Origin of the sequence: Kitasatospora sp. NPDC056731 (assembly GCF_040687675.1) — a bacterium.
GTDB lineage: Bacteria > Actinomycetota > Actinomycetes > Streptomycetales > Streptomycetaceae > Kitasatospora.
Window position 1 is genome coordinate 143310 of record NZ_JBFBNR010000002.1, and the last position, 19728, is coordinate 163037.

Genomic DNA, 19728 nt, shown 5'->3' on the forward strand with positions numbered 1-19728 from the left:
GCCCCTTCATCCGGCGATCAGGAACAGGTCTTCGGTGTTCACGCCGGCCCAGACCTTGGACTTGGCGAGGTTGGGACGCAGCCCACAGCGCGCCAGTGCGCCGGTGATGGCTTCGAGGGCCTCTCCGGCCTGCTCGGCGCCGTCGCAGAAGACGCAGTAGTTGTCCGCGAACCGCACCGTGCGCAGCCCTGCGAGCCTCGCGTCCGCCCGCGACAGCCGCAGGTTGATCAGCAGCGGCGCGAGCGCCGTGCCCGGGACGAGCGGACACGGCAACGGCTCCAGCACCCGCTCGAACAACCGTAGGAACGAGCCGTCCGCCACGTGCTCGGCCAGCCAGTCGGTGACCTCAGCCGCGGACGACCCCTCGGAGACCCGTCGCACGTCCACGTCCGCCACCCACCGGAAGCCCTCCCGTAGGTGCCGGTCGGAGTCGCGCACAGCGGTGACCCGGTTCCGCCCGGCCCGGTAGCCCGAGACCCAGTCGGCGAACGCCCGCTGCTCCAGCACCGGCTCGATCGCAGACCGCATCGCCCGCTGGACGACCCGGTCCGCCACCGTCGGGATCACCGAGGGCATCGCCTTGCCGGTGTAGGTGGTGATCGCCACCTCGCGCAGCGGACTGGGTCGCCAGGAGCCCGTCCGAAGCTCCTCGGCCAGGGCCTCCAGCCGGCCGTCCATGCCCTGCCGGAACTGCGCCCAGCTCATCCCGTCGGCGCCCGGCGACCCCGCGCGGCGCATGCAGGCCCGTGCGGCGGCCTTCAGGTGCCGGGGTTCGACGAGGAAGGACATCAGCGAATGTGCGCGCACAGGACGGGAGTTGGCTATAGTGGGTCGTGCCTGGACGGCATGCAGGATCCCGCTCCCCACTGCACCGCATACTTGGCCGCTACCCAACACGCGCGGCCTAGGGAAGTCGGAACGACCGCGCCGTTCAGGCGCTTCGCTGTTCTCACCGGCCACGTTCGGTCTCCCAGAGCAGCGTGTGCAGCCGCGGCGTCAGGTTCCAGCCCCGCTCCAGTACCTCGTCCGCCAGCTCCCGCATCCTGCGCAGGACCACCCGGCTGTTCGCCCCCTCCGGCATGACCCACACGTCGGAAAGCGAGAACTCCTCCACCAGAGAGGCGACTTCGTCGAGCTGGCTGGCCTCGTGCACGACGAACTTGAACCGGGCCTTCCCGCAGGCCGCCAACGCCTCCAGCGCCTCCGGGACGATCCGCCGGTCTCCGGGCGCGGCGAAGGCCTCCAACTTCGGCGACACGTTGAACCCCGAGACCGACTTGACCAGCTCCGGCATCGGGACGATGGTGCCGTTCGTCTCCACCTCCACCCTGCGGCCCGACAGCAACTGCATCAGGTCGACGAGCCGGGGCTGCTGGAGCAGCGGCTCACCGCCGGTGACCACCACCAGCCGGGGCGAGCGGGCCATCACCCACGCCGCCAGATCCTCGACGCCGTGCCGCGTGGACACCTCGCGCGGGTTGAACCGGGACCAGTCCCACGTCTCCGGGGTGTCGCACCCCGGGCAGTGGAGGTTGCACCGCGACAGCCGGACGAACAGCGACTGCTGCCCGACGCTCGGACCCTCGCCCTGGAACGTCGGCCCGAAGCATTCCGCCACCAACAGGCCTTTGCCGCCGGCGACCTCACCCCCGGACACGCTCATCGCTCCTCCAGCACGAACTCGGCCCAGCTGCTGACCGTTTCCGACACCCGCACCGACGCCAGCCGGCCCGGCAGCGACGGCTCCACGTGCTCCACGAACCAGGCGGCCAGCCAGGCGGCGAGGTTCTCCGACGTCGGCGCGACCGGCACGACGTCGTTCAGCACCCGGTGGTCGAGCGTGCTGTCGATCAGCTTCTTCACCGGGGCGAGCTCGCCGAAGTCGGTGACGAACCCGGGCGGCACCAGCCGGTCGGCGGTGAGAACGAACTCCACCGCGTAGGAGTGACCGTGCATCCGTGCGCACTGGTGCCCCTCCGGCAGATCGGGCAGGGAGTGGGCCGCCTCGAACCGGAAGGTCTTCCCGATCCGGTGCCGGCCGGTCGCGGCGATCCCGTTCATCGGGCCGCCCCGGTGGGCGCGACGGCATACTCGGTCGGGTCCTCGACCTCGGCGAGCACGAACGCCTCGATCCGCTCGGTGCATGTCCCGCACGTCCCGCAGTGCAGCTCGCCGCCGCGGTAGCACGACCAGGTGTCCGCGAACGGCACACCGACCTGACCGGCGACCTTCACGATGTCGGCCTTCGTCTGGTCGATGAACGGCGCCAGCAGCTGGAAGCCCTCGTGGATGAACCCCTCGTTGCCGACCCGGGCCACGTCGCCGAACACGTCGAAGAACTCGGCGCGGCAGTCCGGGTAGACGGTGTGGTCGCCGGCATGGGCGCCGAACGCCACCGCATCCGCTCCCGCGGCGACCGCCGCGCCCACGGCGATCGAGAGCATGATCGCGTTCCGGTTCGGTACCACGGTGCTGCGCATACTCACGGCGGTGTAGTGGCCGTCGGGCACTTTGACAGCGGGGTCCGTCAGCGCCGAGCCCGCCAGCAGGCGGCCGAGCCTGCTCAGGTCGACCACCTCGTGGCGTGCACTGAGGCGGCCGGCTGCCCGCTGTGCGAAGTCGAGTTCTTTCCGATGGCGCTGCCCGTAGTCGAAGGAGAGCAGTGTGAGCCGGCTGCCAGCGTCGGCGAGCCAGTAGGCGACGGTGGTGCTGTCCAGTCCACCGGAGGCGATCACCACCGTGTGCTGCGGGGGAGCGTGTTCAGTCATCTCCATACGTCTTCCTCGTAGTCCTCCGCTGTCGGAGATCGGAGTGAGTCCGGTTGTCGTACGTCCGCGTTGGGCCCGGCAAGTGGGCCGGCAACGCACGGACGGATCCAGACCGGTGTGGATACGCGCACCTCGCCCCTGACGATCTGGGGCGGAGCCGCTGTCGGACGGGTGGGGCAGTGGAGCCGAGCGGCTTCGGACGTGAGGCACGTACGGCGTACGTGCAGAAGTCGTACGGCGGGAGAGCCGATTCGACCAGCTGAGCCGGCTGGGAATCAGAATGCCTGGAGGGATCGGGACATGATCAGAGCTGAGCTGGACGTCTTGGGACGTCATCTGTATCGTCCAGAGGCCTCAGTACGTCCCAAGACGTCCCACCCGGGAGTGTGATGGCGAACGAACGTCTCCGGTCGGCTCTCGTCATCCGCGGGGTCACCGAGAAGGAACTGGCGGAGCACTGCGGAGTGGACGCCAAGACCGTGGAGCGCTGGATCCTCAAGAACCGCGAACCATACCGGCGACACCGGCAGGCGGCAGCGGCCAAGCTGCAGATCGATGAGGACTACCTCTGGCCGGACGCGAAATCCGAGACACAGCGCCTGGACGAGGCCGACGCTGAGATCGTCCACGTCTACCCCCACCGTTCGTCCGTGCCACCGGACTTGTGGCTGCAGTTCGCCGAGCGCGCCACGATCGAGATCGGGGTTCTCGTCCATGCCGGCGTGCACCTCGCTGAGAACCCGCGATGGCATCGAATGCTCGCCGAGCGGGCGCGATCGGGAGTTCGCGTCCGTATGCTCCTGGGTGACCCGGACAGCCCAGAGATCGCCCGGCGGGGAGACGAGGAGGAGATCGGCGCGGGCGTCGCCTACAAGGTGCGCGAGGTGATGAAGCTCTACCGGCCGCTCTACGGGACGCCCGGCATCGAGTTCCGGGCCCACCGGTCCACGCTACATAACTCCCTGTACAGGTTCGACGACGAGATGCTCGTCAACACCCAGATCTACGGGGTGAGTGCCCCCCTCACTCCGGTGCTCCATCTGAGGCGTGTTGCCGGTGCCCAGCTGGCCTTGACCTACCAGCACAGCTTCGAAAAGGTCTGGGCCAGTGCTGTTCCCCTACCAAGGCAGGCGTCGTGAGCCGTACCGACTACTTCGACGACCCCAACGCCCCGAAGGCCCATCGGATCGTGCCCGCCGTCACCGCGTTCGTCATGAGCGACCGGGGCGAACTCCTGCTGGAGCGGCGCTCCGACAACGGCCGGTGGGGGATGCCGGGTGGAGTTCTTGAGGTCGGTGAGGACCTTCCGGGGGCCGTTGTCCGGGAGGTGTGGGAGGAGACGGGTATCAAGGTTGAGGTCACCGGCCTCGTCGGTACGTACAGTGACCCCGGCCACGTCATCGAGTTCTCCGACGGGGAGGTCCGGCAGGAGTTCTCCCTGTGCTTCCGGGCGAGGCCGGTCGGTGGCGAACTGAGCGCCAGCTCCGAGTCGTTCGAGGTCCGGTGGGTGCCGCGTGAGGATCTGGAAGTGCTCGACATCGCCCCGACGACCAGGCTTCGGCTCGCCCACGGCTTTCGGAACGAGGCGTCCCCCTACCTCGGTTGATCAGTGTCGGCTGGACTTGGCAAGCAGTTCCTCCATACGGTCGACCATGGTCAGCAGCGTCGGCCGGGCCGCTGACACGGCGCGGTGGACGACGTGGTCCGTACCGTACCGGCGAAGTACCTCGTCGATCCTGGAGACGGGGTCGACCACGGTCCCGTCGGGTCCGCTGGTGAGATCGCAGTAGGTGAGGGCGTCCAACAACCCCGACGGCGGTCGGCGGAACGCTGAGAGCTCGGCAGACAAGCCCAGTTCGGCAGCCTCCCATTCCGACGACGAGTGGTAGGCGACGAGCGAGCAGACCGTCGGATCAACGCCCGAGCGGCTCAGGTACCGTGCGCCGTCGATCATGTGCTGGCCGGTGTCGACCGCAGGGGAGGCATAGCCGACATCGTGGAGAATCGCTGCCACCGCGACCAACTCGCCGTCCGCACCGAGCACCGGCGCGAGAAGCTGGGCCTGCTCAAGGACCTGACGGGAGTGTGCCCAGCGCAGGGGGATCTCCGCGAGCAGCAGTTCGGCGGTCCGGTGCGCGCGGCTCAGATGCATTGCTCCAGGCTAGGGCCTGTTTCGAAAGTGCTGGTCACAGCCACTCGTTGATGGCTGCGACCAGTACGGTCGCCTCGTAGCGGACAGCGAGTTTGTCGTACCTCGTGGCGACAGCGCGGTGGCGCTTGAGGCGGTTGATCCCGCACTCCACGGCGTGGCGCTCCTTGTAGTCGTCCTTGTCGAACTTCGGTGGCCGGCCGCCGTGCGAGCCTCGTTTCCTGCGGTTGGCGATCTGGTCGCGCTTCTCCGGGATCGTGCAGCCGACGCGGCGTCTGCGCAGGTAGACGCGGTTCGCGCGGGAGCCGTACGCCTTGTCGGCGCGGACCTTGTCCGGCCGGGTGCGCGGCCGTCCCGGGCCGGGACGCGGCACACGAATACGGTCCAGGACGACCTGGAACTGTGGGGAGTCGCCGCGCTGTCCGGCGGTGATCACGAGCGACATCAGCTTCTGTGCCTGCTCGACCGCCAGGTGGATCTTGGTGGTCAGCCCACCGCGGGAACGTCCGAGTCCGTGGTCGTCGGGCTCGGTGAAGACGCCGCCGGGCGGCTCGATTTGCAGGTCCCCCTTTTGCGCGCGCCGGCCGCGTGTTGGTGCGCGCGAGCGATCGTGGAGTCCACGGAGATGTCCCAGGTGATCAGGCCCTTCGCGTCGGCGCGGGCCTGAAGCTGCTCGAGAATCCGGTGCCACGTGCCGTCGCGCTGCCAGCGGCGGAACAGCCCGTACACCGTTTCCCACGGCCCATAGCGTTCGGGCAGATCCCGCCACGGTATGCCCGAGCGGGTGCGGAACCGTATGCCGTTGATCAGCTGCCGCTTGGTGTGCACCGGCGGCCGACCGGCCTTGATGCCCTGCGGCAGCAGCGGTTCCAGCACTGTCCACTGGGTATCCGTCAGATCTCCCCGAGCCATGGAACATGATCATCGCATGACCTTGATCCACTTCTGAAACAGGCCCTAGGCGACGACATGTCGTGCGTCGGCAGCTCTCCCCGCTCTCCCCGGCCACCTGGCACCGTATCAGCAACGAGCTGCGCGCCCTGCTGATCTCGCCCGAAGGCCCGGCCTGGCCGGACGCACGCCCGAGAACGCCGGCTACCGTCCGGAGCGGTTGCGGGTGGCAGCTCGGATCTGCGCGTTCACTGTGTAGTCGGCGTCTCTTCCGGTGCCGTCCGCAGCTTCAGGGCTTGGTGGGAGGGCAGAGGGGACGGTCGGGTACCCGGACTGGCAGGGTGCGTCGTTCATCGGTGGTGAAGGAGCGGTAGTTGATGATGCGGCACAGGCTCCGCTGCCAAGCGTCGGGGTCGAGGACGATCCGGTGGACGAAGTCGTTCTCGGCGCGGATGAGGAGGGTCTTTCCGTCGTTGGTGGCGTCCAGGAACGTGAGCGGCTCCTGCAGACTGTTGTCGGTCACGTTGCGGAAGTCGTAGGAGTCGACGGAAGGTTGGCCGCCGACCTGGTAGATCCGGATGGAGTTGTCGGCCGCGATCATGAAACGGCCTTGGGCGTCGACGAATCGGGTGATGGCCGCGTTCTGGCCCGGTGTGCTGGTGGTGGGGAGGGGGCCGATTTCCCTCTGCAGGGGGTCGAGCCGCCACAGGTCGATGACGCTGTTGCGGCGGAGAACGGCCAGGTAGCGGCCGCTCTCGTCGAACCGGGCCGCGATCAGGTCGGTGATGCCCGGGTTCAGCGACGTGACGGTGTGGCCGGTGCCGACGGTGGCGCCGGTGCCGGTGCCGGTGCCCATGTCGACGACACGGATCACGGGGTCGTCGTGCACGACCACGGTCAGCTTTCCCTCCTGCCAGTGCGGGCCGACGTACATCTGTGGCGTGCCGGGCTTGTCGGCCCGGGGATGGAACGCGGACGCGTCGAACTGTGCCAACCGGACGCCGGTTCTGGCCTCCCACTGCTGGATCTGGGTGCCGGAGACCGTCACCAGGCGGTCGGCCCCGTCGAAGAAGTAGCTGAAGCCGTCGGCTGCCGAGTCGCCCTGGGGTGGTGGTGCCGCGGTGATGCGGGCGACCGCTCGTAGCGTGGAGGCATCTCGGACGGAGACGGTGTTCGGGCCGTCCCGGAGCGCGATGAGCGTGTCGTCCCGGTTGGACAGGAGGCGGTCGCCTTTGCCCTTCCAGGCCGGCTGTGGCAGGGCTGTTCTGGTCAGGAGCCTTCCGATGTCGAGCCCGGGCTCGTGGAGTTCGAGGTCGGTGCCGCCCGTCAGGCGGATGGTGATCTTTCTGCCGTCCCGACTGAGGTGGACGGTGTCGGCCGCGGCCGTGTCCTCCCCGCCCGCGGGGATCTCGGTGTAGGAGATGGAGCTCCGTCCCTGACCGGCGAGATACTCCTTCCCGCCGGTGGAGAGGAGAGCGGATGCGTGCTCGTACAGGCGGCCCGGTTCGTCCACCAACGCGACGGCTTTTCCCCGGTCGAGGTCCAGGAGCGTCAGTTTGGCGGCTTCGTTGATCACGATCCGGTGGCCGTCGGCGTTCGCCGCGATCAGTTCGGTCGCCGGGGCGATCGTCTCCGTGGTTTCGTACGGTTTCCCCACCACGGATCCGTCGGACACCCGGATCAGTCGTACGGTGCTCTTCGTGCCACTGCCCTGTCCGGGTTCGTGGGTCTGGACGACGGCGACGGTGGTCCGGTCCCCGGAGGGCAGGACCCCTTGGTGATCAGCAGGCATCACCACGTTCCGCGCGGCGCCGCCGGCCATGTCCACGGAGGCCAGTCCGGTACTACCGTTGCTGGTTTTCACGAGCAGGGAATGCCCGTCGGAGCCGAACCACAGCCCGCTTCCCATGTTCTGAGGTGCGGGAACGCGGCCGGCGATCGTCCCCGCGTCCAGATCCCACCAGACCAGGCTGTCGCGGGTCGGAACCGCGATGTAGCGCCCGTCGGGTGACATCGCGGTCGCGTCGGCAGGAGCCGCGGAGATCTGCATCGCCCCGTCCACCCGGGGCAGTTGGTGCACCTGGCCGATGGGCGAGGTGCTCTCCTTGTCGACGTCGAACCAGCCTCCCGTCCCGTCGTCGGTCACGAATCCGGCTCGGCGTCCGTCCGGGGAGACCATCAGGTAGAAGGCGTACCCCGCCGGGACCGGCCAGCTGTGGACGGTGCTGTCCCGGCCGCGGACGAACAGGACGACGTGGGCCATGGCGTCGCGGGAGAGGACGACGTCACCGTCTCGGCTGGTGCTGAACGTCCCGCCGGTTCCGGACATGCCGGAGAACAGGGAGTCCGCGCCGGCCCGGAGGAGGTACTGCCGCATCAGCTGGTTCCGGGCCTCCGGCGTGGGCTTCGTCCGGTACGCGGCGAGGGCCATCATCACGGCCCGTACCGGGTCGTAGGCCATGTCGTCCTGGGAGGCCTGGACGAGGGCGCGGGAGTCGGAGTCGGCCTGGCGCTCCGCGGCGTCGCGGCGGGCCGTGGCGAACAGTACGCCCAGGGCGAGGGAGACGGTGATCACCGCGACGAGGACGGTCCGGAAGGTGCGGCGCCGGCGGCCGCGGGCCCGGTCGTGCCGCCTGGCGAGTTCGAGGTAGGTGCGTTCGGCTTCGGACAGCTCGGCACCGCGCTCGCGCTGCCAGGTGCGGGCGGTGGCGAGGGTGGGCCCGGTGGGGAGCAGGTCGGCGGGTTGACCGGCGTGGTCCCAGCGCCGGCGGTCGTGCCGGACGGATTCCCGCCACTCCAGGAACGCACGGTCCTCGCCCACCCAGTCGCGCAGCCGGGACCACGCGGTGATCAGGGCCTCGTGGGCCAGCTCAACGGTCTCGACGCCCTCGGCACTGTGATCGATGACCAGGAGCCGGGTGCCGGCCAGCCGTTGGGCGATGTGCCATTCGTCCTCGGCGAGCTCCTGGCGGGGAACCGTCCGGCGGGTGGCACCGGGTGCGCCGAGGGGGACGCGGACGAGGCGGGTGAAGAGCCGGCGGGCGGCCGACTCCTCCCCGGCGGAGACATGTCTGTCCCAGGCCTGCTCGGCGTACTCCCCGAGGGCTCCGCTGACGTGACCGATCTCCTCGTACGCACGGTGGCTGAGAACCCCGGCCGCCTGACGCTTCCACAACAGGTCGAGGGTGAAGCCGAGGAGCGGCAGGGCACCCGCCTCACCGCCCGCATCGGTCAGGATGCGGTCCACCAGGTGGGCCTCGTAGCGAACCGAGGGAATCGCCGCCACCGGTGCGGTGACGATCTCCCGGAGCTGGTCACCGGTCATCGGCCCCAGCGCGTAGACCTGTCGGCTGCAGGCCCGGCCAAGACTCGGATGGGCCAGCGCGGCCTCCAGGTAGTCGGCCCGGAGCGTGGTGAGCACGTGCACGGTCCCAGGGAGCGACGGGCCGAACAGCACGGCCGCCAACTCATCGACAGCCGCCGGGTCGGTTCCGGTGAGCATCTCCTCGAACTGGTCGACCACGACGATCAGTTGATCGGTGCCGAGGCGGGCCAGCAGGAGAGCTGCGAGATCTCCGAGCCCCTGGGCGCGCAGCAGGCCGACCAGCGCCGGAAGGCGTTCGAGGCGTTCGAGTTCGGTCAGATCCGGTTCCAGCAGCGGAGACAGCGCGGCGGCGAGCGCGGACAGCGGGGTGGTGCCGGCGTTGGGCCGGATCACCACGGCGGTCATGCCCTGGGAGCGCAGGCGGGGTATGACGCCGGCCATCGCGAGGGAGGACTTGCCCGAACCGGAGGGGCCGACGAGAGTGGTCCACCGTTCCCGGGCGACCAGGGCGGTGACCTCCGCCGTCTCCGCCCGACGGCCGTGGAAGACCGGGGCGTCGGATTCCTGAAGCGGGCGCAGACTGCGAAACGGTGACGGCGGCAGCGCCAGTTCGCGAAGCTCCGGCCATACGGCGGCGAGGCCCTCGGCGGGGATCAGGTAGCCGGACGGAGGGTCGCCGGTCTCCGCGACCGCCATCATGCCGACGACACCGTCGAGCTGCTCGTCCCACACCGGGCCGCCGCTGAACCCCGGGGAGACCCGGTAGCCGTTGGCGGCCAGGTCGGCCTGGATCCACCCGTTGGCCTGCCGGGCCCTCAGGACACCGGAGTGCCAGACACCGCCCGGGCGGCCGCTCGGCAGGCCGTACGCCCGCACCGTGTGCCCCCAGACGTCGGAGGACTCCACCAGGCGGATCGGCCGGGCGCCCGGAAGCGGAGCGGACAGGTGCAGCACGGCCACGTCCCCGGCGCCGTGCGGGTGGGCGGGCGCCCACCGTTCGACAGCCGTGGGAACGCGCGTACCGCCTGAGCCGCCTGTGCCGCCTGTGCCGTCGGCTGCGGCGAGCGGGTCGGTGAGCAGCGGGTCGGTGAGCAGCGGGAGGTCGACGTCGACGCGGGCGTCGGCGTCCGGCTCGGCTCCCGGAGGGAGGCCGAGCGCGGCGGACACCACGTGCGCACACGTCAGTATCCGATCGGCGGTCACCAGGAAGCCGAGGCCGACCGGGACGCCTCGACGGTCATGGATGCGGACGACGGCGGAGGCCAGCGCATCGGGCCCGGCCCCGTCGACGGCGTCGGCGCGGGACGTGGACACTAGGCCGGGTCCGAAGCCGCCGGAGGCGCCGATGCCTCGGCGGGCTGCCGGTTCCAGGTGAGCGAGACCTTGAAGTTGGCCTCTGCGGCGGTACTGGAGATCACCACGTCGGCCTCGGCAGACAAGGACAGGCCGAACTCGATGCTGATCTCGTCCGGGGCGTGCGCCAGGCCCCGGAACCCCTCGATGAAGTCCTGCGCGACCGGACGCACCCCGGCCAGCATGTCCCCGAGCGAGCGGGTCGCCCGAGCCACCACCTGTCCGGGCCGGGCGACCTGCACCAGCCCCTCCCCGACCTGCTCGATCTCCACCCGGACCACGTCCTCGCCCTCGCTCACCGAGCCGACGGGCAGTTCCACGAAGTACGCCATGATCCCCCCGGATCTGGTCAAAGTCCCCGAACAGAGCACCGCTTGTGAGGTGTCGCCTGCTCACCGTAAAGGCCTGCCGGCCTCCGCGTCCCGGAATCATGACTGTCAGTCAGCTCGGGCCTCCCGTCGCCGGCCGTTTGTCAGCGGTGGAGCGCGCTGCTCGTCACCGGTGGCCGACGAGCGGGTTGGGGGTCCACCCCCAGACGTCGGTTCGGGCGTCGTCGGCCAGCCGCATCGTGGTGTAGGCCTTCACGGGCAGGGCCGGGGCGAAGAACAGGGCTCGGTGCTGACGGTTCCAGCTGTCGGCGGGCAGTTCGGCGTAGGTGGCATCGATGGTGCGGGCCACGTGGTGCCACAGCGTCTCGTCCCCGGTTCGGTGGATGAGTTCCGCCAGGAGCATGACCAGCGCGCCGGCGAGCTTGGTGTGCAGGGCGACCGGATCATCGGTCGTCAGGCCGCCGAGGAGAGCGGGGCAGTTCGCGAAGCGGCGGGGGCTGATCCGGACGCCACCCAGGTCGCGGTAGAGGAGCCGGACCGGCCGGGCGTCCCGGTCCAGGACCAGCAAGGTGTTCTGCCCGTGCGCTTCGAGGGCGATGCCGCGGTCGAGCATCCGCAGCAGCGGCGGCACGGCGACGGCCACCACCGCCGCGATGTCGGGGCCGGCGGTGGCGAGGGCTGAGAAGGGAACCGCCACCTCACCGGGTCGAAGATGGCGCTCCGGGGGTTCTCTGAGGACGGCGGACAGGTGGGAGTCGATCCGCGCGCTGTGCACCTCGCGCAGGAACGTCAGCCCGGGGAGGTCGGGCAGTACGCGCGACAGCGCCGGTCCGTTGTCCACGGCGGCCTGGGACAAGCCGCGGACCGCCGCGGTCAGTTGCACGTCGATGGAGGTCTTGACCTGCCATCGTGCGGTGGCGAGCGATCGCAGCGACATCAGGGGCCGTGCCGGCCATGAGGTCGCGGGGGTCAGCCCGTAGCGCGGCAGGACATGGTCACGCTGCCAGGGATGGACGGGGAGGAGGAAGGCTTCGCCGTCAACGAGCGGCCAGTCGGAGGTGGCCCGCAGGCGCTCGCGTGGGACCGCCACCAAGGGGAGGTCGATGACGGGACGGTACTCGGGCGCGTACCTGATCAGCTCGGCGATGGACATGCCCGGCCGGTTGCGACAGCACGGATGGAGCGGGTGACCGTCGACGACGCTCTGCTCGTACCAGGAGCTGTCGCGTGTCCCGCTGTCTTCTGCCGGCCTGTGCGCGCGGGCGAGCGCGAGTCCGTCGACACTGCCCGAGACCTCCGAGGCGAGGCGGTCCCCGGCCGGTCCGTGCCACAGGGCGCGGACCAGGGCGGCCGGGTCGGTGACGGTTCGCCGCCCGACCGTCAGTCCGGGCAGGGCCGGGGAGATGATTCCGGCGGCCGCCGCAGGGCCGGTGACCCGGTATCCGTTGTCGAAGGCCACCGTCAGCGATGAGTCGTCGCCCTTTCGCCACAGGAGCCCGGGCAGCGGCTCGCGGACCAGCGCACCCCACAGCCGCCCCAGCACCGCCGCCTGCGCGGCCGGCCGGACGGCGTCGTATCGGGTGACGAGCTCGGGCAGGGTCGCCAGCAGTTCGGCGCGGTACTCCACAATGTGCTCCCATCTCGGTCCGTACGGCCGCCGAGCAGCTTCAGGACGCCCGCCGCGGGCCCGCAGCCATGCGCCACGCGGGAGGTACGCCGGTGTCCCTCAACTGCCAGCCGTCGTCGCGGCGGAGTCGGTCCTGATAGCTGAAGACGGTGTCGGGAAGGGGAACGGCCGGGCCGCCGTACGCGGCGAAGGCCTCGCGGGCGGCCCGGTGGAGGCGGTGCGTCGCGACCCCCAGCGCCCGGGCCGCGACGTCGGCGAGGCGGGCCAGTGCGTGGTGCGCCATGAAACTGTCGTAGGTGAGACCGAACATGTGGGCCGGGGGCTGGTGAACGTCGCGGGAGATGACGTTGGCCGGCGGCAGATCGCGGTTCATCCCCCGGGCCCGGCGGATCCCCGGGTCGATGTAGACATCACAGTCCCGGTAGAGGACGGCGGTGTGCCGGCCGTCCCGGTCGAAGGCGAACAGGGTGTTCTGGCCGTGCAGTTCGAGCGCGCATCCCGTCTGCCGTGCGGCGCTCAGCCAGAGCCGGACCATCGGCGTCACCACCCGCCGCACCAGCCAGTCCGCCGCGTCCTCGGCACTGCGGGCGATGAGCTGCTCCATCAGCGTCGGGTCGCCGGGACGCCGGACGTCATGCCCGTAGAGGGCGAAGAGCGGCACGGTGTGGTGCGGCGGCCTGGCGACGATGTCACCGTCCCCCGAGGCCGCGCTGTCGGGGCCGACGGTGCTCCCGGCGCGCGGGCGGATCTCGCGGACCAGGAAGCCCCAAGCGGTGTCGGGCTCCGTGCCGAGAACCCCGCCGGCCGTCTCCGGCAGCACGGGCAGCCCGGCGGCCGCCAGTTCCTCGCACGCCCACAACTGGGCCGAGATGATCGGCTGCCGCAAGTACCTGATGAAACGTGACAGACGCCTGGGGTAGTGCAGTTTGACGAAGTGCGGGTCGACGGGCGTGCCGTCCATGCGTTCGACGAAGACCGTCCTGGCGTTGGCCGAAGGCACCACCAGCAGGTCGGGCCCGCGCTCGCCGGAGCGCAGGACGCCCCTCCCCGGCAGGGGGCCGTGGGTCAGCGTCGCGGGGTGTACGGGCAGGAGGAAGGCGTCGCCGTCGCGGTAGAGCCCGGCGACAGCGGACTCCAGGCGGCTCCGGAGGAACACGCCGAGCCCGGGAGGCACCACGAAGGTGGGAACCGTGAAGCGATGGCTTCCGCGCTGGGGGTGGTACCGGTCGGGAATGTCCATGTCCGCGGAGAAGGCGCTGTAACTGCGGGTTCCGCCGCCGAGATAGCGCTCCGCGTACTGCCATGTGCCGAGCAGGTCTTGTGCGTCGTCGAGGATCACAGGTACCGCCCAGGAATCAGGACCGTGGCCGATCGAGTGGGACACGAATGCGGTTCCGACCCACCAGCTGTACCAGTCATTCCCCGGCTGCGGTGCGCATGCGCGGCAACCTCTACGGCGGACGCTGTAGACAGCGTGGCCCCGGATGGGGGGCCGGTCCATGGCACAGATGCGGACGTACCCACCGGAGAGGCATGGCCGACAAGGGACGGCGACTGCCGGCACCGGACGCCGCCCAGCATCGTCCTCCTCGGCACCGGAAGTCGTCGCCGGCGTCGCCGAGCTGGCACGACGTCGTGGTGATCCCGGCTTCGTGGCCGCGGGCGATCTTTGATCGGGGATGCTGAGGAAGGTGCACAGGAAGTCGGCCCGGCCGACTTCGTGTGCACCTGGGGCACGCCTTTCGGATCACGCCGGGTGGTCGCCACCGGGGCGGTCGCAGGTGCCCGAGACCGCCCGGCGCGTCCACCACCGGTATCGGCCTCTCGCGCCGAAGTGCCCCTGCGGATCTGCTACTTCAGGGCGATCCACAGCCGGGAGCGATGCGGGGTGTACCGCCGGGCGGAGGTGGTTTTTAGACGAACGGAGTAGCCGCAGGTGCGGTTCCTCATGGAGCGGGACGTACTGGTGAGAGGGCAGCGCCCAGGGGATCCCGTCGAACGGAAGGACGCAGGACATGGAGTCGCAGAACATCAAGGAGTTCAAGAAGAAGGTCGAGGCGCTCTACGACGACGAGAAAAGCGATTTCAGGCGCAAGTTCGATGCGGCGATCAGGGGTTTGACGCCGCCCACGGTGTACCCGGACTCGGATGTCTACAAGGACTGGCGAGGGGCGACCGGAAAGACCCTGGCAGAATTCTTCGTCGAATGGTACGACTGGGGTTGGAAGCAGCCCATCTCCGACGGACTGAAGTACATCCGCAAATTCAGCTGGATCAGCTACGAGAACGCCGCGGGACTCGCGTTCGTGACCAGCGAATCAGGGCGCGATGTGCTGGCGGACTTCACGCAGCTGCAGGGCCGGCAGATGGACTCCGAGGATTCCGAGAAACTGGTTCAGCAGTGGATCGACGAACTCGGCGAGAAGCGGATGGAGGACTTCAAGAAGGGGGACTGGTCGACCCTCAACAAGTTCTTCATCAGGGAACTGAAGCCCGGCAAGCGGCCGATCGACCACCCCGACGACCCCAGCGTCGTGACCGCCCCGACCGACTGCGTCATCAACATGATCGTCGACAATCTGGCGCCCGACACGCCGCTCCCGATCAAGGCGGCCGTGACCATGAGTGTCAGCAGGCTGCTCGACGGCTCCGAGTACGCCGAGAAGTTCATCGGCGGCACGGCCGTGTCGTGCATCCTCATGCCTGACACCTACCACCGCTACCACGCCCCGGTCGGCGGCGAGGTGGTCGAAGCCCGCGACGACGTCGGCGGCGTCTACTACGGGATTCGGGACTTCCCCGACCTGCTCAACAAGGGGAACGTCGGCTACGGGTACGACTACAGCCTGTTCGAGGACTTCCGCCGCGGATACGCCATCATCAAGACGCCCTACGTGGACCACCTCGGGGAACCGGACGGCGAAGGCTATGTCGCCCTGGTGCCCGTCGGCCTCAACTCGATCGGCTCCGTGAGGTTCCTCGATCCGTTCCGCGACATCACGGCGGAGTCGGACCCGGTCGAGGTGAAGAAGGGCGACGAGATCGGCTACTTCCAGTACGGCGGTTCACTGAACATCCTGCTGTTCGAGGAGAAGCGGTTCCCCGCGCTCCAGCTCCTCATGGGCCAGCGGATCGGGGTCCTCCAAGAGGTCGCGCACACCGAGCGCCACTTCGAGCGCTACGTCCGCCCGCTGCCCGGGCGCGTCACGCCGACGTCCTGACCTCCCTCCCGAAACGGAAAGTGAACCATGCTTCGTCAGCCCGTTTACTCGATCCCGGCGAACGCCTTCGACACCCAGACGATCCACTTCTGTCCCGACCCCGAGAAGAAGGACGACGAAGGAGTCCCGAAGACGGTCCGTTCCTACGCCGGGTACGCGGACGTCGACGGCCCCGGCACCGAAAGCAGCCGCTTGTTCTACTGGTTCTTCGAGAGCCAGACCTGCGACCCCCACGTCGACGCCGACAAGCAGAAGGACCTGATCGAGAAGGCCCCTCTGCTGATCTGGCTCAACGGCGGTCCCGGCGCATCGTCGCTCCTGGGGCTGTTCCTGGAGAACGGGCCGCTGCGCATCGGTGACGACGCTGCCGGGACCATTTCGGTCAGCCCCGACTCCTGGAACCAGGAAGCCCACGTCATCTACTGGGACCAGCCGGTCGGCGCGGGATACAGCTACTGCAAGAAGTCGAAAACGTACGTCCAGGACGAGGACGAACTCAGCGAGATGTTCCACCGGGCGCTGGTTCAGTTCCTCGAAACGTACCCGGAGTACCAGCAGTGCCCCCTCTACGTCTGCGGTGAGAGCTACGCGGGCAAGTACGTGCCGTACATCGCCCAGAAGATCCAGCAGAAGAACCTCGCGAAGACCGGAACGCGCGTCAATCTGAAGGGGATCTCCGTAGGCAACGGCTGGATCACCCCGGAACTCTCGATCCGCGTCATGATCGACTACGCCTACGCGTCCGGATTCCTCGGCAAGGGCCAGAAAGACATCCTGGAATCCTCGTACAAGCACTTCCAAGAGGCCATCAGCAGCGGCAGGATGAAGGAGGCCACCGACCTCGGAAACGGCCTGGTCAACGCGATCCTGGCCTACGGAGGCGACTTCGACGTCTACGACGTACGGCGCTGGGAGGACCTGTCCGCGGGCGCACTGGGCTCCTACCTCAACAGCACCGCCGTCAAGGAGGCCCTGCACGTCGACCACGAGTGGAAGTCCGAGGACAACTCCGGTCCGGTGGCCATCGCACTGAAGGCCGACAACATGGCGGATGCCTCGCCGCTGTACACCGAACTCATCCACGCGAAGGAGAAGTACAAGGTCCTGCTCTACACCGGGGACTTCGACACCGCCTGCGGGTACCAGAGCACCGAGGAGATCCTCGACGAGATCATGAAGGACGGCTGGCAGAAGGCCCCGCGGTTGATCTGGAAGCAGGCGCAGGGCCACCCGAAGGGCTTCGTCCGCACCCTGAACAACGTCACCCAGGTCGCGGTGCCCGACTCCGGGCACGAAGTGCCGGCCTACCAGCCGCAGATCTGCCGGGAGATGCTCTACAACTGGCTGTTCGACCGCCCCTTCCACGGCCAGGACCCCGAGAGCGCAGCCCAGGCCATCCTGGCCAAGGCCCAGGAGGACGCCGAGAAGGAGACCGGATGAGCGGTCACCTCAAGCGGACGAAGGAGACGGCCGACCTGGCGGCGGCCACAGCCGTCCTCAAGCAGGCCTACGTCTGCACCCTCGCCCACGTCGACCCCGAAACGGGCGGGCCGAGGTGCGTGCCCATGGTCTACGCCTACCACGAGGAGGGGGACGAGCGGCGCCTCTATCTGCACGGCTCCGTCTACTGGCCGCCGCAGACCGGGCTGGCGCCCTCACTTCGGCAGCTGTGGAACGACGCCGGGGTCCACGTCTGCCTGGCCGTCACCGTGCTCGACGGCCTGCTCGTCGGGCGGGCGGCGATCAGCACCTCCCTCAACTACCGCTCCGTGGTGGTGGACGGCATCGCCCGGACGGTCGATCCGGCGGACCGGGCGAAGGCGTTCGAGGCGCTCAGCAATCAGGTCATCCCGGGCCGGTGGCCCGAGCTGCGCCCGATCAAGGACGGCAAGGGCGGCAAGGTCAGCGAACTGGACTCGGACAAGCAGCACACCCCCACCGTCGGGGTCCTCTCCATCAGCCTGACGGAGAACACGACGGTGGTGCGCCTCAAGCGGCACCACGCCGCCGAGCCGGAGCACGAGACCCAGGAGGACTGGGACTGGGACCACGGCAACGCCTGGGGCGGTGTGCTCCCGATGCGCCAGGTCTACGGGCCGGCGATCCCCGACTCCCATGTCAAGGACAAGGACGCCGCCCCGCCGGACTCCGTCCAGCGGCTCATCGGCAGGACCACCTAGAGGTCGGCGGGCCCGGTCCTGGACGACCGGGGGGGGGCGGTGATCCCCGACCAGGCGGACACGGTGCACTGACCCCGTCGGCACGGCCGATCGGTCCCCTCTCCGGCTGTCCGGGAGGGGACCGATCCCCGAAGGTCGGTCCAGCTCGGTGCACCGGGACCAGAGGTTTCGCGGCGGGCCCATGGCGATGCTCTCCTTGCCGTCCTCCAGATGCCCGGCGAGGCGGCGACTGTAGGAGGGCACGCCGTCGACGGTGAGGGTGAGGTCGTACCAGCCGTGGGCGGCGTCGGTGTCGTGCTGGAGAGTGAGTGTCCTGCCCGCGTCCACGGTGTGGGTTTCCCCGCGGGTGGGGTCGAGTCGGTCGTCGATGTCGGCGGTCACGGGGGTGTCTGCGTGGTTGGTCAGGATGATGCCGAGGGTGTGCGTGGACTCGGCGATGGCCGTGGTGACGACGAGGGCGGCACCCGGCCCGTGGCGCGGTCCGGAGAACTCACGGCGGAAGCCGTTGGGCCCGGACCTTGAGGAAGACGAGCTCCCTGCCGCTGACACGAGGCTTGGGCGTCTCTGACCGGCGCTCCGGCCAGAGACGCCCCGCGCTCGGTTCCAAGCCGTAGTGCCGAAGTCGTTCGACGCGTGGCTACGCCGCCCGCTGGAAGACTTCGCCAGGCCCGGGGGCCGGACTCCGCCCGACGGCGGCCCGGTCGAGAGCTTGGGTCAACGCGAGCACGGCCTGGTCGGCGGAGTCCTTGAGGAGGTGGCCGTAGAGGTTGATCGTGGTCGCCAGGGTGGCGTGGCGCAGGGTCTTGGAGATGACGGCGATGGGGATGCCCTCGGCGATCATGATGTTGGCCGCGGTGTGGCGCAGGTCGTGCAGGCCGATCCGGGGCAGGCCGAGTTCGGCGGTGCGTTTGCGGAGCTGGTCGAGGACCCACTGGGGCCGCAGGGGCGATCCATCCGAGTTGGCGAAGACCAGGCCCTCCAGCCGGCCCGCTGGATGGGCGGCCATCTGGATCGCGGCCTGGCGGTGGAGGGCGGTCATGACTCTGGGGGAGAGGCTGATCCAGGCGCGGCTGGCCTCGGTCTTCGGCTGGTTGAAGTGGAGGTCTCCGTTGTCCACGGCGGACAGGGTCCAGCGGACGAACAACTTGCGGCCCATGAGGGAAATCGGCAGGTGAATCGCCGCTGCCCGAGCCAAGGGTTGTCCCGCAACGGCGGGACGCAAGTGAGATGACCTCTCATGCCATCAGTGTGCTCGCGACCACTGGCAACGCCCCCGTGGCCCAGCAACGCCCATCTGGACACGGCGGGCGGCGACGACCGGCGGGTGCTGGCGGGTGCTGGCGGTGTGGGGATTCCGAAGGAACCGGCCGGCCCAGGGCGCTCGCCGAAGGCCCGGCCGACGAGGGGGCGGCGAGAAGGTTGGTGTGCAGGGCCGACGGAACCAGGTAACGTCTTTGCCATGTTCTTCCAGACCCCGATTTACGAGTGAGCGCGTGATGGGCCCCTGCTGACGTCCTTCGACGTCGCCGCCCGTCCCCCACCGATGAATCCGTAGATCACTTCACTTCACTTCACCACCGGGAGAACCCACGACCGTGAGCAAGAACATCAACAACCCCGTGGGCATGGGCGGCGGCCAGCGCAAGAGGCAGTCCCGCGCCGAACGGCAGAACAACGGTCCGCACCGCAACCTCGACCGCCAGGGTGCAGCCGACCAGAAGGCGGAGCTGGTGCGCAAGATGCGCGAGAAGGCAGGAACGGCTGAGGGCGCCGGGCAGGCGGGCGGCGACACCGTACAGGGCTGACGCACCGCCGCCGCAGCGCGGCACCGCACGGGGCAGGGCTCGGACCGCGACGCGCGGTCCGAGCCTTGCTGCCGTACCGG

The 19728-nt window shown here is 69.3% G+C and carries 17 protein-coding genes and 1 pseudogene; 6 read left to right on the forward strand and 12 right to left on the reverse strand.

The features are described from left to right. Positions 1–6 precede the first annotated feature (6 nt). From AB0R04_RS02975 to queC, 4 genes are all read right to left on the reverse strand, one after another. The gene (locus AB0R04_RS02975; protein ID WP_363367599.1) at positions 7–789 is read right to left on the reverse strand and encodes a reverse transcriptase domain-containing protein; all 783 of its coding nucleotides are present in this window, start codon (positions 787–789) and stop codon (positions 7–9) included. A gap of 160 nt (positions 790–949) precedes the next feature. Beyond that, complete coding sequence (locus AB0R04_RS02980) at positions 950–1663, reverse strand: 7-carboxy-7-deazaguanine synthase QueE (protein WP_363367601.1); 714 nt, start codon at positions 1661–1663, stop codon at positions 950–952. After that, a complete protein-coding gene (locus AB0R04_RS02985) occupies positions 1660–2061 on the reverse strand; it encodes a 6-carboxytetrahydropterin synthase (RefSeq protein ID WP_363367603.1) in 402 nt (133 codons plus the stop codon). The genes AB0R04_RS02980 and AB0R04_RS02985 overlap by 4 nt, the downstream gene beginning before the upstream one ends. Continuing rightward, on the reverse strand, positions 2058–2774 hold the full coding sequence (queC, locus tag AB0R04_RS02990) for a 7-cyano-7-deazaguanine synthase QueC (protein ID WP_363367605.1): 717 nt from the start codon (positions 2772–2774) through the stop codon (positions 2058–2060). The genes AB0R04_RS02985 and queC overlap by 4 nt, the downstream gene beginning before the upstream one ends. 383 nt (positions 2775–3157) lie before the next feature. Here queC and AB0R04_RS02995 point away from each other — a divergent pair, with 383 nt between their 5' ends. Beyond that, positions 3158–3907, forward strand: a complete 750-nt coding sequence (locus AB0R04_RS02995; protein WP_363367607.1) for a helix-turn-helix transcriptional regulator — start codon at positions 3158–3160, stop codon at positions 3905–3907. Next, entirely contained in the window at positions 3904–4374 is a 471-nt protein-coding gene (locus tag AB0R04_RS03000) for an NUDIX domain-containing protein (RefSeq protein ID WP_363367609.1), read from the forward strand. The genes AB0R04_RS02995 and AB0R04_RS03000 overlap by 4 nt, the downstream gene beginning before the upstream one ends. Here the strand turns inward: AB0R04_RS03000 and AB0R04_RS03005 are convergent, their stop codons facing one another. The 6 genes from AB0R04_RS03005 to AB0R04_RS03030 form a co-directional block, all read right to left on the reverse strand. After that, on the reverse strand, positions 4375–4920 hold the full coding sequence (locus AB0R04_RS03005) for an HD domain-containing protein (protein WP_363367611.1): 546 nt from the start codon (positions 4918–4920) through the stop codon (positions 4375–4377). Positions 4921–4954: 34 nt separating this feature from the next. Continuing rightward, a protein-coding gene (locus AB0R04_RS03010) for an IS5 family transposase (RefSeq protein WP_363367613.1) occupies positions 4955–5829 on the reverse strand; the annotation gives its coding sequence in 2 pieces (ribosomal slippage) (positions 4955–5482 and positions 5485–5829; 873 coding nt in all). 268 nt (positions 5830–6097) lie between these two features. Beyond that, positions 6098–10447: a serine protease gene (locus tag AB0R04_RS03015; RefSeq protein WP_363367615.1), complete on the reverse strand. Its 4350-nt coding sequence runs from the start codon at positions 10445–10447 to the stop codon at positions 6098–6100. Further along, on the reverse strand, positions 10447–10818 hold the full coding sequence (locus tag AB0R04_RS03020; RefSeq protein ID WP_363367617.1) for a CU044_2847 family protein: 372 nt from the start codon (positions 10816–10818) through the stop codon (positions 10447–10449). Before AB0R04_RS03020 ends, AB0R04_RS03015 begins: the two co-directional genes overlap by 1 nt. A gap of 163 nt (positions 10819–10981) precedes the next feature. Then, positions 10982–12442: an IucA/IucC family protein gene (locus AB0R04_RS03025; protein ID WP_363367619.1), complete on the reverse strand. Its 1461-nt coding sequence runs from the start codon at positions 12440–12442 to the stop codon at positions 10982–10984. A gap of 40 nt (positions 12443–12482) precedes the next feature. Continuing rightward, complete coding sequence (locus tag AB0R04_RS03030; RefSeq protein WP_363367621.1) at positions 12483–13826, reverse strand: IucA/IucC family C-terminal-domain containing protein; 1344 nt, start codon at positions 13824–13826, stop codon at positions 12483–12485. Positions 13827–14457: 631 nt separating this feature from the next. Here AB0R04_RS03030 and AB0R04_RS03035 point away from each other — a divergent pair. Genes AB0R04_RS03035 through AB0R04_RS03045 form a run of 3 tightly spaced genes read left to right on the forward strand, consistent with a single transcriptional unit; the run spans position 14458 to position 17843 of the window. After that, a complete protein-coding gene (locus AB0R04_RS03035) occupies positions 14458–15663 on the forward strand; it encodes a phosphatidylserine decarboxylase (protein ID WP_363367623.1) in 1206 nt (401 codons plus the stop codon). 27 nt (positions 15664–15690) lie between these two features. Continuing rightward, positions 15691–17103, forward strand: a complete 1413-nt coding sequence (locus tag AB0R04_RS03040) for a hypothetical protein (protein WP_363367625.1) — start codon at positions 15691–15693, stop codon at positions 17101–17103. Continuing rightward, positions 17100–17843 (forward strand): pyridoxamine 5'-phosphate oxidase family protein, encoded by a 744-nt coding sequence (locus tag AB0R04_RS03045; protein ID WP_363367626.1) that lies wholly within the window; start codon positions 17100–17102, stop codon positions 17841–17843. Before AB0R04_RS03040 ends, AB0R04_RS03045 begins: the two co-directional genes overlap by 4 nt. A gap of 222 nt (positions 17844–18065) precedes the next feature. Here the strand turns inward: AB0R04_RS03045 and AB0R04_RS03050 are convergent. After that, positions 18066–18392, reverse strand: a pseudogene (locus AB0R04_RS03050) (phospholipase domain-containing protein); the annotation flags it as partial. Positions 18393–18480: 88 nt separating this feature from the next. After that, positions 18481–18999 carry a tyrosine-type recombinase/integrase gene (locus AB0R04_RS03055; protein WP_363367628.1) on the reverse strand — a complete coding sequence of 173 codons (519 nt, stop codon included), beginning with the start codon at positions 18997–18999 and terminating at the stop codon, positions 18481–18483. Between the two features lie 439 nt (positions 19000–19438). Here AB0R04_RS03055 and AB0R04_RS03060 point away from each other — a divergent pair, with 439 nt between their 5' ends. Beyond that, on the forward strand, positions 19439–19648 hold the full coding sequence (locus AB0R04_RS03060) for a DUF6243 family protein (protein WP_063352004.1): 210 nt from the start codon (positions 19439–19441) through the stop codon (positions 19646–19648). Positions 19649–19728: the final 80 nt, after the last annotated feature.

What these genes read in the sequence shown, in the direction of transcription:
- AB0R04_RS02975 (WP_363367599.1), bottom strand. Translation starts at nt 789, where the DNA reads ATGTCCTTCCTCGTCGAACCCCGGCACCTGAAGGCCGCCGCACGGGCC.
- AB0R04_RS02980 (WP_363367601.1), bottom strand. Translation starts at nt 1,663, where the DNA reads ATGAGCGTGTCCGGGGGTGAGGTCGCCGGCGGCAAAGGCCTGTTGGTG.
- AB0R04_RS02985 (WP_363367603.1), bottom strand. Translation starts at nt 2,061, where the DNA reads ATGAACGGGATCGCCGCGACCGGCCGGCACCGGATCGGGAAGACCTTC.
- queC (WP_363367605.1), bottom strand. Translation starts at nt 2,774, where the DNA reads ATGGAGATGACTGAACACGCTCCCCCGCAGCACACGGTGGTGATCGCC.
- AB0R04_RS02995 (WP_363367607.1), top strand. Translation starts at nt 3,158, where the DNA reads ATGGCGAACGAACGTCTCCGGTCGGCTCTCGTCATCCGCGGGGTCACC.
- AB0R04_RS03005 (WP_363367611.1), bottom strand. Translation starts at nt 4,920, where the DNA reads ATGCATCTGAGCCGCGCGCACCGGACCGCCGAACTGCTGCTCGCGGAG.
- AB0R04_RS03020 (WP_363367617.1), bottom strand. Translation starts at nt 10,818, where the DNA reads ATGGCGTACTTCGTGGAACTGCCCGTCGGCTCGGTGAGCGAGGGCGAG.
- AB0R04_RS03035 (WP_363367623.1), top strand. Translation starts at nt 14,458, where the DNA reads ATGGAGTCGCAGAACATCAAGGAGTTCAAGAAGAAGGTCGAGGCGCTC.
- AB0R04_RS03040 (WP_363367625.1), top strand. Translation starts at nt 15,691, where the DNA reads ATGCTTCGTCAGCCCGTTTACTCGATCCCGGCGAACGCCTTCGACACC.
- AB0R04_RS03045 (WP_363367626.1), top strand. Translation starts at nt 17,100, where the DNA reads ATGAGCGGTCACCTCAAGCGGACGAAGGAGACGGCCGACCTGGCGGCG.
- AB0R04_RS03055 (WP_363367628.1), bottom strand. Translation starts at nt 18,999, where the DNA reads ATGGGCCGCAAGTTGTTCGTCCGCTGGACCCTGTCCGCCGTGGACAAC.